Genomic DNA, 12,752 nt, shown 5'->3' with positions numbered 1-12,752 from the left:
AATATCTTATCGTAAAAGGGTTTGCAATGTCAATATGAATCAGGAGAAATAGACGCCTTTATTGCGGAAAACAATGGAAATGCACACACAAAAAACGATAAATAGTATAGACTATTTGAAAATATATGTTATACTAATTCACAATTAGCAACACACAAATAAAATGATAAAGGAAGGTTTCTTATGAACTCAGTTGATTTAACCGCTGATTTGCAAGCCTTATTAACAAGTCCTAATGTGCAGCATAATTTATCTGCAGCTCAGCTTACAGAAAAAGTACTTTCCCGTAACGAAGGCATTTTGACATCCACGGGTGCTGTCCGGGCGACCACAGGCGCTTATACTGGACGTTCACCGAAAGATAAATTCATTGTAGAAGAAGCAAGCACAAAGAGTAAGATCGATTGGGGTCCGGTGAATCAGCCTATTTCCGAGGAAGCATTTGACCAACTGTACACGAAAGTTGTCAGCTATCTGAAACAACGAGATGAGCTGTTTGTTTTCGAAGGATTTGCCGGTGCTGATGAAAAATACAGACTGCCGATCACGGTCGTTAATGAATTTGCATGGCACAATTTATTTGCCAGACAGCTGTTTATCCGTCCTGAAGACAATGATAAAAAAACAGTCGAACAGCCGTTTACCATTCTTTCCGCTCCGCATTTCAAAGCAGACCCAAAAACAGACGGCACACATTCAGAAACCTTTATTATTGTTTCTTTCGAAAAGCGGACGATTTTAATCGGCGGAACCGAGTATGCCGGAGAAATGAAAAAATCGATTTTCTCCATCATGAATTTCCTGCTGCCTGAACGAGATATTTTATCCATGCATTGCTCTGCCAATGTCGGTGAAAAAGGCGATGTCGCGCTTTTCTTCGGACTGTCGGGAACAGGAAAGACTACCCTTTCGGCGGATGCTGACCGGAAACTGATCGGTGATGATGAACACGGCTGGTCGGACACTGGTGTCTTCAATATCGAAGGCGGGTGCTATGCCAAGTGCATTCATTTAAGCGAAGAAAAAGAACCGCAGATTTTTAAAGCTATTCGGTTTGGATCCGTTCTCGAAAATGTTGTTGTAGATGAAGATACGCGTGAAGCTAATTACGATGATTCCTTCTATACAGAAAACACACGTGCCGCTTACCCGATTCATATGATCGACAACATTGTGTCTCCAAGCATTGCGGGCCACCCGTCAGCGATTGTATTTTTGACGGCTGATGCATTCGGCGTTCTGCCGCCAATCAGCAAGCTGACAAAGGAGCAGGCGATGTACCACTTCTTAAGCGGTTATACGAGTAAACTAGCCGGAACCGAACGCGGCGTCACGTCTCCTGAGACGACATTCTCCACATGCTTCGGTTCACCGTTCCTTCCGCTACCGGCTCATGTATATGCGGAAATGCTCGGCAAAAAGATCGACGAACACGGCGCAGACGTTTACCTTGTCAACACAGGCTGGACCGGCGGCGGCTATGGCACAGGGGAACGCATGAAGCTTTCATACACACGGGCAATGGTAAAAGCAGCGATTGAAGGCAAATTAGAAAATGTGCAAATGACCACTGACGATATTTTCGGCCTGCACATCCCGGTTCATGTTCCAGGTGTTCCCGATCACATCCTTCAGCCGGAAAACACGTGGAATAACAAAGAGGAATACAGAGAAAAGGCTGCATATCTGGCAAACGAATTCAAAGAAAACTTCAAAAAGTTCACAAATACAGATGCCATTGCGCAAGCAGGCGGGCCTCTCGTTTAAAAAGCAAAAGCCAAGAGCAATTAAGCTCTTGGCTTGTTTTAATTGACTGTATGCAAGGAAGTCAGCTTGTACGTAATGATTGTCCGCCCGTCTGTCCATTCAAGCTTCTGCACTTCAGCTGTGCCTGACTTTTCACCAAACTTTGTTTTGCTCACATCCATCGGAATCTCCATCGGATAAATGCGATACCCGTCTTTCTCTAATCTGAATATATTTTCATCTATGCGAACTTCTTTTCCTTTTGTCACAATTAATGTATTAAATTCCACAGGCATTCCCAAATTGAAATCCCCTTTCGTTCTCTTTTTTCTATATCATAACATATTTCACGTCAGCGGTTTTTCATCCACTGCGTGAGCTGCCGCACAATACGCCGGTTTTCCTTCGGCGGAAAATAATGTGTGAATGTACTGTAATACCACGTCTCTACAGGCTTGTGCAGCTGTTTTAATTTCTCCTCAAATAAATAGGAATGCTGAATGGAAACGTTTTGATCTTTTTCTCCGTGAATTAATAAAACGGGTGCTTCAATTTTGTTCACTTGGTCAAAAGGCGTTCGCCATTTGTATTCGTCAGGCACCTTTTTCGGCGTTCCCCCAATTACTCTTTTCATCATTCTGCGCAAATCCTGACGCTCCTCATATGTAAGATTCATATCACTGACGCCTCCCCACGAAACGAATGAAGCCGCATCTCCTCCCATTTCAATCGCAGTAAGCATTCCCATTATGCCGCCTCGGGAGAAACCGAAGATATGAATTCTGCCCTTTTTGACTTGAGGATGCTGCTGAAGCAGGCGAAAAGCAGAAAAAGCATCCTCTCTGTCTTCTCCTGCAAAATCCTCGTTGCCTTCTCCTCCCTGGTTCCCCCTGTAAAAGGGGGCAAATACAACAAATCCTTGGGACGCAAACTGGATAATTCGGCCCGGTCTGACCATTCCAACGCTCTTAATGCCGCCGCGTAAATATAAAAATCCATCATATCGCCCAGGTGCCGCCGGTTCCGCCAGCAGCCCTTTCACTTTTAAGCCATTTGATAGGTAGCAGATGGAATACAAGCGCACATGCTGGCTCGGCGACGGAAATCTTCTTTTCTCAACAATCAATTCTCCCGCCTCCTTTTTCTTTATTCTTTCCTGTCTTTAAAAATAAATCCTGTACGCCGGATTAGGCATTCACACATTTTTATACCCATCATACGATATGTAAAGCAAAAAAGGATATTAACTTGATGCTAAATAAGGAGGTTGTCATGTGAACAAATGGTTAAGGCTGGGCTGTTTCTGCGTTTGCAGTGTGTTTCTCATTATTGCCCTGAGTGCTTGCAAGCAGGAAGAAAAACTCACGAAAGTAAAAGTAGCCGAAGTGACCCATTCCATTTTTTATGCACCTTTATATGTTGCAGAATCTAAAGGCTTTTTCAAGGATGAGGGCCTTGATGTCGACGTCAATACGACCTGGGGCGGCGATAAAACGATGACTTCACTTCTTTCAAACGGCTCGGACATTGCGCTTGTCGGATCAGAAACATCCATTTATGTCAAAGCGCAAGGAGCTAAAGACCCTGTCATTAACTTCGCACAGCTGACACAGACAGACGGAACGTTCCTTGTCGCAAGGGAAGATGCCGAAAATTTCAACTGGGACCAGCTGAAAGGGAAGACGTTTCTCGGCCAGCGGAAAGGCGGTATGCCGCAAATGGTCGGCGAGTATGTGCTGAATCAACATCACATTGACCCGCATAAGGATATTAACCTTATCCAAAACATAGACTTCGCCAATATATCCAATGCCTTTGCTTCTGGAACCGGTGATTATGTCCAGCTTTTTGAGCCAACTGCTTCACTCTTTGAGAAAGAAGGCATCGGCCACATCGTTGCTTCGTTCGGAGAAGAATCAGGCCAGGTTCCTTATACGACATTTATGGCAAAACAAAGCTATTTAAAGAAAAACGAGGATACAGCCGTCAAATTTACGAGAGCTATTTATAAAGCGCAGCAGTGGATAGGTAAACACTCAGCAAAGGACATTACAGAAGCGATTAAAAATGAATTTGACGATACGGATCCAGATGTCATCGAAATGTCCATCGAACGCTACAAAAAACAACATTCGTATTCTCCAGACCCGCTTCTCAACGAAAAAGAATGGGAACTGCTCCAAACGATTATGGATCAGTCAGGTGAACTGCCAAAGCATATTCCATACAGTGAACTTGTGAACAAACAAATCGCCGAAAAAGTCACCTCAGAAAAATAGGAGGCGCCATCTATGTCTTTTTTACATGTCGACCATGTAACCCATACTTATTTTTCTATGAAAGAAAAAACGACGGCCGTACAGGACATTCATTTCGATGCCGAAAAAGGCGATTTCATCTCATTTCTCGGTCCGAGCGGCTGCGGAAAAACAACACTGCTTTCCATAATTGCAGGCCTGATTGAACCTTCGGAAGGCAGAGTTCTGATTGAAGGCCGTGAGCCGAATCAAAAAGAACATAACATTGGCTACATGCTTCAGCAGGATTACTTATTTCCCTGGAAATCCATTGAGGAAAATGTGCTCCTCGGTTTGAAAATCGCCGACACACTTACTGAAGAAAACAAGGCCGCAGCACTCGGTCTTTTGCCGGAGCTGGGTCTCGTTGATGTTGAAAAGAAATACCCTAAGGAGCTGTCAGGCGGGATGAGGCAGCGGGCTGCTCTAGCAAGAACTCTTGCCCCAAATCCAAGTCTGCTTTTGCTTGATGAGCCATTTTCCGCGCTTGATTTTCAGACGAAGCTGTCTTTGGAAAACCTCGTTTTCCGCACATTAAAGGAGTATCAAAAAACAGCGGTGCTTGTCACTCATGATATAGGGGAAGCGATTGCGATGAGTGATACTATCTTTTTATTTTCTAATCAGCCGGGCACCATTCATCAAATTTTTACAATCCCTAGAGAATTGGCTGCGATGATGCCTTTTGACGCACGTCAGGAGCCATCCTTCCAGACGCTGTTTCAAACGATATGGAAGGAGCTGAATTCTCTTGAGAAACAGCAAAGAAACAATTGATCTGCTTCATGAGCAATTTCAATTCAAACAGAAAAAAGAGAAATGGAATGTGCATTCTTTTCAGCTTGCGATATTTATCCTCTTTTTCTCCGGATGGGAAATCGCAAGCAGACAGGGCTGGATTGATCCTCTGATCTTCAGCTCGCCGTCAGCCGTGTGGCGTTTACTGATTGAAAAGCTTGCTGACGGCTCACTGCTGTCGCATATCGGCGTTACTTTATTTGAGACGGTGCTTGGCTTTTTGCTGGGGACTTTCCTGGGCACGTGTCTTGCCGCGTTGTTATGGTGGTCCAATCGGCTTGCCAGGATATTAGATCCATATCTGGTCATTTTAAATGCTATGCCGAAAGTGGCGCTCGGACCTATCCTGATTGTCGCGCTCGGTCCCGGCTTTGTCAGCATTATCGCGATGGGTGCGGTCATTAGCGTCATTATTACAACCATCGTCGTTTATACCGCCTTTCAAGAGGTTGATGAGAACTATATTAAAGTAATGAAAACATTCGGCGCAAACAAGTGGGTTATTTTTAAAGAAGCGATTCTTCCCGCATCTTCTCCCGCTATTATTTCAACACTGAAGGTAAACGTCGGTTTATCGTGGGTCGGTGTCATCGTAGGCGAATTTCTTGTTTCAAAGGTCGGCTTAGGATACATGATTATTTACGGATTCCAAGTCTTCAATTTTACACTCGTCTTCTTAAGCTTGTTGATTATTGCTATAATTGCCACTCTGATGTATCAGTGCGTAGAACTGTTAGAAAAGAAATGGACGAAGGGCAGAACATAAAAACCCGGCAGATAGCCGGGTTTTTAGTTGATCCATCCCGCTTCTTTCAGTTTTTTCAAACTGATGGGAAGCACAGAATCCTTCATAATAAAGCTGAATTTTTTATTACGGGGCAGGTTTTCCGGAAGTTTTTGAAACAGAACCGGTCCTTTCGTTTCAAAGTAATCGGTTTGCTTTTCAAGCTTCTCTATATCTGCAAAATATATATTTTTCACAATAACCTTTTCTTTTCCGAGAACTTTATACTGTCCAAGATACTTGAGGCTTTTCACTCTCGCCCCTGTTTCTTCCTTTACTTCTCGAAGCGCCGCCTCTTCCGCGCACTCCATCGGTTCCACTTTCCCGCCCGGAAACTCAAAGCCTCTGTCCTCATGTTCTGTCAAAAGCCATTTGTCACCAAAACGGCAGATGACCCAGACATGCTTCGGGCTGTCCGAAAAGGGCTGATTGTCAAAGGAGAGCTGAACAGTATTCTGATAATAATCTTTAAACTCGTACATGTTTATCCCTCAAATCCGTTCCTAGCTATCTTCCATACATCATACCACAGTTACGTTTCTTCGGTAGCTTTTTATCAAAAAATAAGGGAAACCCAGCGCGCCATCCGGATCTGAAACGTTAGACCAGCTCGTACAGCTTTCGGCCCCATCTCTTGTTAAAATGTGTAAATGACTGACGCTCTGGGCTTTATTATGACCCGCGAACAGTTAAAAGTTACGGTTTGCGTCTGAATTTATTTTTTAACGTTTCTAATAGATCCACAAGCATTTCCGGAACGGGTATACCGAGAGAGCTGGCTGTCACGACAATTTGCACAGATTCATAAAGAATATAAAACATAATGGCCAAGTCACGTATCGATCCCTGTGTATTTAGCAGCTGGTCAAAAAAGTGGCAGACAGAGATCAGAGCCAACGTAACTAATTTTTTGACAAAACGGGCAAAAACCTTCTTTAACACCAGTTTGTGAATAATTGTTTCCTTCAAGGTCGTACTGATAAATTCAATTGCCATAAGAGACAGCAATATGAGGAATGAGTACTGAAAACCTCCGAAGAAAAACCCCGCTGCTGAAACGCTGACTGCAATTAACGAAAAGATGCCAAAGTCTCTATCCATTTATCCCAACATCCTTTCACAGAAACGGCCTTACCATATTCTATGGAAAGCATGCCGAACGGATTGGATTTTTCAGAAAAATGGACTAGTTGTCGCCTATTTTTGCGAGCAAAACAAAAACCGGATATCTTCATAAGATATCCGGCCTTTCTTTTCTATTATCCAAGGTAAGCTTTCAGCATCCAGTTATGTTTTTCAATATTTTGATGAATTGCAAGAAGCATGTCCCCTGTTGTTTCGTCTCCGACCTCATCGGCTAAGTCCATGCCGCTTTTCAGTTCTTCCGCGATAACTGTAAAATCATCATACACACTCTGAACCATTTGTTCTGCTGTTTCGTTTCCGTTCGCTTCTTTTACTGAAGCTGTTTCCAAAGATTCTTTCATTGTCGCGATCGGTTTTCCGTTCAAAGCCAAAAGACGCTCTGCCAAATCATCAATATAAGTTGCAGTCTCGTTATAAAGCTCCTCAAATTTTTCATGAAGTGTAAAGAAATCTTTTCCTTTTACATACCAGTGATAATTATGTAGTTTCACATACATGACTGTCCAGTTGGCTACTTGTTTGTTCACGGCTTGAATTAATTGTTCTGACATATTATCGTCCTCCTTGTTTATATTAGGTGTATACCCTTCATATCGTACGCTAAAACCTTTATTTTACCCGTCTGACACAATGTCTTCCACTATGTTACAATTATTGAAAATGGGAGGTGGAGTTCATGACGCTTCTCATCACGATAAGTATTCTGATTGTGCTGGCTGTTTTGCTCGTAAGCGTTTGGACGACTGTAAAAGCCTATAATGTAAAGCACACGATTGACCCTCCTCAAGAAGAAAATGCTCCCGGTTCAGATCCAAAAGGTCAATGATGGTGTGATTGATTTTCTTCAGGTTTCTTGATGGCAGCATCGGCGTCTCCGACTTGGACTTTTAAGGTCGGCATGCTGTGCTGTTTTTTTGCAGTTACATGAGATTGTACAGTGTATACGCCATCTTTCTTAAACTCCGTCTCAAATCGGTATACGCCATCCTCCTGTTTGGCTTTAAACATCTTGCTGTCGTTTTTTTCTCCGTCTTTCCATACCTCAAATTCCACTTCATCAGCATCTGTCACCGCTTCATCTCCGTAAGAAACCGCCGCTTCATAAGCAGCATTCTCTCCCGGCTTCACTTTTTCCGGCCCGGTGAGTTTTACATCTAATACCTCAGGCGTCTCAGCTGCTGTATGTGCTTTGTTCTCCTCTGATCCGCACCCATTCAATAAAAAAACAGCAGAAAAAAGTACTGCAGCGATCTTTTTCATTCCATCACCCTTTTCGTGTTTACATCAATAGTAGCAAACGCTTACAGCAAATGGTATACAAAATCTGCAACGTCACAAAAAAGACCTTTTTGCCCGAAAGCAAAAAGGTCTTTGTTCTATTTAGCCAAATACTTTTAGCAATTCTTCTTTATCCTGTGACAGCCAGAAACGCATTAAACGTTTTGCGCCTTCCAGGTCATGAAGCTTCGCCTGGCCGCACTGCTTTTCATTGGCAGCGGGAATTTCGGTAATTTCTACCGCTTCCTTCATTGTGTCTTCAAGCAGATCAACGATTTCCGCAGGAGTCGGTTCACCGCTGACAACAAGATAGTATCCGGTTTGGCAGCCCATTGGTGAAATATCAATAATATCAAAATGATCATATTTCTCAGCATGAGTGCGAATCGTAAACGCAAGCAAATGCTCGAGGGTATGGATTGTATCAGGCTTCATTGCCTGTTTATTCGGCTGGCAAAAACGAATATCAAATTTATTTACAACGCCGTCTGTTCCTACTTTATGCACACCGCAATGTCTTACGTATGGGGCAACAACAGCATTATGATCAAGTTCAAAACTTTCTACTGAAGGCATAATGGCACTCTCCCTTTTTTTAAAATGTATATTTATTATAACATACCTTTCCGATAAGAATTATCGAATAACTTTTCAAACCGCGTTATTTTTCTTATACTTGCATCAGAAAGGTTGCTGAAGACACATGAAAACCATATTTATTGCTCTGATCAGAGGGTACCAAAAATTCATCTCACCGTTGACGCCGCCAACATGCCGCTTTTATCCGACTTGTTCACAATATGGAATTGAAGCCATTAAAACGCATGGCGCCCTTAAAGGTGGATGGCTGACTCTCATACGGATTTTGAAATGCCAGCCATTTCACGCGGGCGGTGTCGACCCCGTCCCAGAAAAAAAGCGCAAAGATTAATCGTTATAGCCATTTACGACAACATCCAGTTTTCCTGTCTCAGGATTAATGACTAAACCATGGACAGGCACAGTTTCCGGGAACAGCGGATGATGTTTAATGACGTCCACGCTGTCTTTTACGCTCGCTTCTACTGAATCGAAGCTTTTAAACCATTGATCAAAGTCAACTCCGGAGTACTTCAATGTTTCGATGCGTTCTTCCGGAATTCCTCTTTCCTTTATTTTATTGAGCATGCTTTCGCTGCTAATTTTGCTCATGCCGCAATCGTGGTGTCCGATTACACAAACTTCATCGGCGTTCAGTTCGTACACTGCTACCAGTAAACTTCTCATAATGCTTCCGAACGGGTGTGTTACAAGCGCACCGGCACTCTTTATAATTTTGATGTCACCATTTCGCATATTCATCGCATGCGGGAGCAATTCAACCAAACGAGTGTCCATGCAAGAAAGAATTGCCATTTTTTTATCTGGGAATTTTGATGTTTGATACTTTTCATAATCTTTATGTTCAATAAAAGTTTTATTAAATTCAAGAATATCATTGAGAAGACTCATAGCGGTATTCCTTTCCGGTCTTTTTTCTCCAATATATCACAGCCTCTGCCTTTCGTCATCCTACCGGCATGATGTTGAGACCAGAAAAAAAGGCACGCCCTGCGGCTGCCTCATTTTCCCATGTTATATCTTTTGTTGAACTGCTCGACTCTTCCACCTTTTTCATTGAATTTCTGGCGGCCTGTATAAAACGGATGAGTATCTGAGCTTACCTCTACTTTAATAACCGGATATGTGTTTCCATCTTCCCACTCCGCTGTTTCTTCCGATGTTTTGGTAGACCTGCTCAAAAAGCGGTATCCGCTGTTTACATCCTGGAATATTACTTTGTGATTCTTTGGATGGATTCCTTCCTTCATGTCTATCTCTCCTTATCAAATCGTAATAATTACGTTTTATTTTATATCCTAACAAACATTTTGTCAATCTCCTTACATGTTTCCCGATCTTTCGCTTCATAAACCTCAAGCTTTTAAGAACAGGAAGAATAATCTAACCGAGGAAGCAAATAATAAACCCATATTACATACAGATCGTTTTGTGAAAGGTGGTTTATTATTGTGGATGATTTAGTTTTGGCTAGGAGTCTTTTTGGTACGACAATGGGCTTTCATATCATTTTCGCAACCTTGGGAGTCGGTCTGCCGCTCATGATTTTAATAGCTGAATTGATCTATCAAAAAACGAAGGATGACCATTATGCCATCATGGCGAAGAGATGGACGAAAGCACAGGCTGTTTTGCTGGGGGTCGCCATTCCGACCGGAACCATTGCCGGTACTCAGCTCGCGCTATTATGGCCGGGTTTTATGGAAGTCGTCGGCCGGGTCATGTCCCTGCCATTCCAAATTGAAATCTACGCTTTTTTTATCGAAGCCCTTTTTATGTCCATTTATGTATATGCCGCAGACCGTTTATCGCCGGTCATGAGGATTATCGCTGTTGTTTTTGTGCTGATCGGGGCCGCGGCGTCTGCCATTCTGATCACGAATGTCCATGCCTTTGAAGGAACACCGGCAGGATTTAAAATGACAAATGGAAAGATAACTGATGTTGATCCGTGGGCCGCGTTTTTTAACCCAAGCTTTTTTGTAACCGCCGGCCATGTCGTTCTGTCTGCGTTCATGACAGGAGCCTTTATCGTTGCTTCTGTTGCCGCATACAAAATGATCCGGTCTAGAAAAAAAGAAAACGTCTATCGCTTTCACCGGAAAGCCCTGCTCCTCGCGCTGACGGTCGGGGGTATCTTTTCATTGATAACAGCCTTAAACGGGCACGAATCAGCACAAATGCTGCATGAATATCAGCCGGAAAAGCTCGCCGGAGCAGAGGGCCTTTTTGAAACAAGATCCCATGCCCCGCTTGCAATCGGAGGATTTACCGATCCGGAGGAGGAAAAAGTGAAATGGGCAATCGAGATTCCGTGGGCATTAAGCTTTTTGGCAGCCAACAGTTTTGACACTGTTGTAAAAGGATTAAATGCGTTTCCGAGAGACGAATGGCCGCCGCTTTTTATCCACACGTTATTTAATGCGATGGTCGGTGTCGGAATGCTGCTTATTCTTTATTCCATTATCGGTGTCGTCTGGAGAAAAGTATTAAAGAAAGATCGTTTTCCAACCTGGCTGCTGGTGATTTTCATGACAGCCGGTCCTCTCAGTATTATTGGAATTGAATTTGGCTGGATTTTCGCATGTACGGGGAGACAGCCGTGGGTCATCTATCATCTGCTGAAGACATCAGATGTTGTCACGACGACAGGCTCGATCGGAGTGCTTTTCATGTTTTTCACCTTCGTTTACGCCGTGTTGGGCGCAGCTGTCGTTTATGTACTGCTTTACTATTTCAAAAAGCACCCTGTGGATGAGGATTTAAATACGGCGGAGTCTTAATAGCTTCGCAAGCAGGAAACTAAATGGAAGGAAGATCGACAAATGGACATTTCAACGGACGCTCTGATCGCCATCTCAATTATTTGGGGGTTTGTGTTTATTTACGCCGTCATGGCCACAATGGATTTCGGAGCGGGATTTTGGTCTATGATCTACTTAAACAAGGAGCATATGAAGGCGACTGATATCGCAAATCGCTTTCTGTCGCCGACTTGGGAGGTCACTAACGTCTTTATCGTGGCCATCGTTGTTGCGCTTTTCAGCTTTTTTCCAGGTGCAACGTTTGTGCTCGGAACTGTTTTATTAATTCCCGGCAGCATTATTTTATTGCTTTTAGCAATCCGAAGCGGTTTTCTCGTTTTTTCAAACACAGCGAAGGAAAGGAAATTGCTCAGATATATTTCCGGCATCTCCGGTTTTATTATTCCAGCTGTTCTGATTTTGGTTCTTCCGGTGACACATGGTGGATTTATTGAAAGCACAGACGGGGTATACAGCTTGAATATGTCTACCATTTTGACAAGCCCTAACGCCTATTCATTTATAGGGTTTGCGATTTTAAGCACTTTATTTTTATCCTCCCTGCTGCTGGCGGATGTTTCGAATGTGGCTGAGGAACAGGACGCCTACACGGCATACAGAAAAAGCGCCTTAATCACCGGTCCGATTTCGCTCCTATTTGCCATATGCATTATGCTAACGATGCGGAATGAAGCAAACTGGCTTTATACTGGAATGATGAATGATTTTTCCTGGATTATTGCGTCGTTTATTACATTCATCATCGCAGGCATAGCTCTTTTTCTGCCTAACAAAAGCTTCGGCAAAAAGATTGGGAAACCCAGACTCGCGCTTGTCGCGATTGCGATACAGTATTTTCTGGCAAGCTACGCGTACGGCCGCGCCCACCTCCCTTATATGATTTATCCTGACGTGACGATTATGTCCGGTTTTACCGAGCCCGCCACGTTCAGAGCGCTGTTTATGACATATATCGTTGCATTCATTATCCTTTTCCCGGGCTTCTATTTCTTCTGGAAGCTGTTTATGAAGGATAAACGGTATATCCGCCAGCAGGAGGAATAGGGCCCAAGCCCACCGGCTATACTAAGCTTGAACCTTTATAAGGAGGGGATGGCATGGACCAGAAAATCCTATGCGAGGTCAACAACTGTTCTTATTGGGACAAAGGCAACAGATGCACAGCCGATGCCATTTATGTTGTCAGCCATACTGGCGAGACTGCCGAAAACAGCCGGGAAACAGACTGCAAAACGTTTAAACCACAAGATTTGTAAAAATGAAAAGAAAGAGCTGGCA

Annotated in this window: 18 protein-coding genes; 9 read left to right on the top strand and 9 right to left on the bottom strand. The window is 43.4% G+C overall.

The window, feature by feature from the left end:
* The first annotated feature begins 183 nt into the window (after positions 1–183).
* On the top strand, positions 184–1,767 hold the full coding sequence (gene pckA / locus V6D42_RS00245; RefSeq protein ID WP_333512026.1) for a phosphoenolpyruvate carboxykinase (ATP): 1,584 nt from the start codon (positions 184–186) through the stop codon (positions 1,765–1,767).
* 38 nt (positions 1,768–1,805) lie between these two features.
* On the opposite strand, the gene V6D42_RS00240 is transcribed toward pckA, so the two are convergent.
* Both V6D42_RS00240 and V6D42_RS00235 read right to left on the bottom strand, forming a co-directional pair.
* Positions 1,806–2,048: a DUF2584 domain-containing protein gene (locus V6D42_RS00240; protein ID WP_024122585.1), complete on the bottom strand. Its 243-nt coding sequence runs from the start codon at positions 2,046–2,048 to the stop codon at positions 1,806–1,808.
* A gap of 50 nt (positions 2,049–2,098) precedes the next feature.
* Positions 2,099–2,872 (bottom strand): alpha/beta hydrolase family protein, encoded by a 774-nt coding sequence (locus tag V6D42_RS00235; RefSeq protein WP_333512025.1) that lies wholly within the window; start codon positions 2,870–2,872, stop codon positions 2,099–2,101.
* Between the two features lie 148 nt (positions 2,873–3,020).
* Here V6D42_RS00235 and V6D42_RS00230 point away from each other — a divergent pair, with 148 nt between their 5' ends.
* Genes V6D42_RS00230 through V6D42_RS00220 form a run of 3 tightly spaced genes read left to right on the top strand, consistent with a single transcriptional unit; the run spans position 3,021 to position 5,607 of the window.
* Positions 3,021–4,025, top strand: a complete 1,005-nt coding sequence (locus tag V6D42_RS00230; RefSeq protein WP_333512024.1) for an ABC transporter substrate-binding protein — start codon at positions 3,021–3,023, stop codon at positions 4,023–4,025.
* Positions 4,026–4,037: 12 nt separating this feature from the next.
* The gene (locus V6D42_RS00225) at positions 4,038–4,820 is read left to right on the top strand and encodes an ABC transporter ATP-binding protein (RefSeq protein WP_333512023.1); all 783 of its coding nucleotides are present in this window, start codon (positions 4,038–4,040) and stop codon (positions 4,818–4,820) included.
* On the top strand, positions 4,795–5,607 hold the full coding sequence (locus tag V6D42_RS00220) for an ABC transporter permease (protein ID WP_326203274.1): 813 nt from the start codon (positions 4,795–4,797) through the stop codon (positions 5,605–5,607). Before V6D42_RS00225 ends, V6D42_RS00220 begins: the two co-directional genes overlap by 26 nt.
* 23 nt (positions 5,608–5,630) lie before the next feature.
* On the opposite strand, the gene ytkD is transcribed toward V6D42_RS00220, so the two are convergent.
* The 3 genes from ytkD to V6D42_RS00205 form a co-directional block, all read right to left on the bottom strand.
* Positions 5,631–6,107, bottom strand: a complete 477-nt coding sequence (gene ytkD / locus V6D42_RS00215; RefSeq protein ID WP_326203275.1) for an RNA deprotection pyrophosphohydrolase — start codon at positions 6,105–6,107, stop codon at positions 5,631–5,633.
* A gap of 214 nt (positions 6,108–6,321) precedes the next feature.
* On the bottom strand, positions 6,322–6,726 hold the full coding sequence (locus V6D42_RS00210) for a phage holin family protein (protein ID WP_010331586.1): 405 nt from the start codon (positions 6,724–6,726) through the stop codon (positions 6,322–6,324).
* 158 nt (positions 6,727–6,884) lie between these two features.
* A complete protein-coding gene (locus tag V6D42_RS00205; RefSeq protein ID WP_010331587.1) occupies positions 6,885–7,322 on the bottom strand; it encodes a Dps family protein in 438 nt (145 codons plus the stop codon).
* 125 nt (positions 7,323–7,447) lie between these two features.
* Between V6D42_RS00205 and ytzI the strand changes: the two genes are divergently transcribed.
* The gene (gene ytzI, locus V6D42_RS00200; RefSeq protein WP_326157631.1) at positions 7,448–7,597 is read left to right on the top strand and encodes a YtzI protein; all 150 of its coding nucleotides are present in this window, start codon (positions 7,448–7,450) and stop codon (positions 7,595–7,597) included.
* Here the strand turns inward: ytzI and V6D42_RS00195 are convergent.
* Both V6D42_RS00195 and V6D42_RS00190 read right to left on the bottom strand, forming a co-directional pair.
* The gene (locus V6D42_RS00195) at positions 7,591–8,031 is read right to left on the bottom strand and encodes a FixH family protein (RefSeq protein ID WP_333512022.1); all 441 of its coding nucleotides are present in this window, start codon (positions 8,029–8,031) and stop codon (positions 7,591–7,593) included. The genes ytzI and V6D42_RS00195 overlap by 7 nt on opposite strands.
* Positions 8,032–8,151: 120 nt before the next feature.
* The gene (locus V6D42_RS00190) at positions 8,152–8,625 is read right to left on the bottom strand and encodes an S-ribosylhomocysteine lyase (protein WP_010331590.1); all 474 of its coding nucleotides are present in this window, start codon (positions 8,623–8,625) and stop codon (positions 8,152–8,154) included.
* Between the two features lie 127 nt (positions 8,626–8,752).
* Here V6D42_RS00190 and yidD point away from each other — a divergent pair, with 127 nt between their 5' ends.
* Entirely contained in the window at positions 8,753–8,980 is a 228-nt protein-coding gene (gene yidD / locus V6D42_RS00185; protein WP_326128648.1) for a membrane protein insertion efficiency factor YidD, read from the top strand.
* On the opposite strand, the gene V6D42_RS00180 is transcribed toward yidD, so the two are convergent.
* Entirely contained in the window at positions 8,977–9,540 is a 564-nt protein-coding gene (locus tag V6D42_RS00180) for a beta-class carbonic anhydrase (RefSeq protein ID WP_010331592.1), read from the bottom strand. The two genes, yidD and V6D42_RS00180, sit on opposite strands and share 4 nt — an antisense overlap.
* Positions 9,541–9,650: 110 nt before the next feature.
* Positions 9,651–9,899, bottom strand: a complete 249-nt coding sequence (locus tag V6D42_RS00175) for a type B 50S ribosomal protein L31 (protein ID WP_010331593.1) — start codon at positions 9,897–9,899, stop codon at positions 9,651–9,653.
* Between the two features lie 201 nt (positions 9,900–10,100).
* Between V6D42_RS00175 and V6D42_RS00170 the strand changes: the two genes are divergently transcribed.
* The 3 genes from V6D42_RS00170 to V6D42_RS00160 are packed head-to-tail and all read left to right on the top strand — an operon-like array spanning position 10,101 to position 12,730.
* Positions 10,101–11,432: a cytochrome ubiquinol oxidase subunit I gene (locus V6D42_RS00170; RefSeq protein ID WP_333512021.1), complete on the top strand. Its 1,332-nt coding sequence runs from the start codon at positions 10,101–10,103 to the stop codon at positions 11,430–11,432.
* A gap of 42 nt (positions 11,433–11,474) precedes the next feature.
* Entirely contained in the window at positions 11,475–12,518 is a 1,044-nt protein-coding gene (locus V6D42_RS00165; protein WP_168748592.1) for a cytochrome d ubiquinol oxidase subunit II, read from the top strand.
* A 53-nt stretch (positions 12,519–12,571) separates the two neighbouring features.
* Complete coding sequence (locus V6D42_RS00160; protein WP_010331596.1) at positions 12,572–12,730, top strand: DUF1540 domain-containing protein; 159 nt, start codon at positions 12,572–12,574, stop codon at positions 12,728–12,730.
* Positions 12,731–12,752: the final 22 nt, after the last annotated feature.

Origin of the sequence: Bacillus sp. 0909A (assembly GCF_036765115.1) — a bacterium.
Lineage (GTDB): Bacteria > Bacillota > Bacilli > Bacillales > Bacillaceae > Bacillus > Bacillus mojavensis.
The sequence above is the reverse complement of the archived record's forward strand: the minus strand, read 5'-3'. Positions and strand labels throughout refer to the sequence as shown.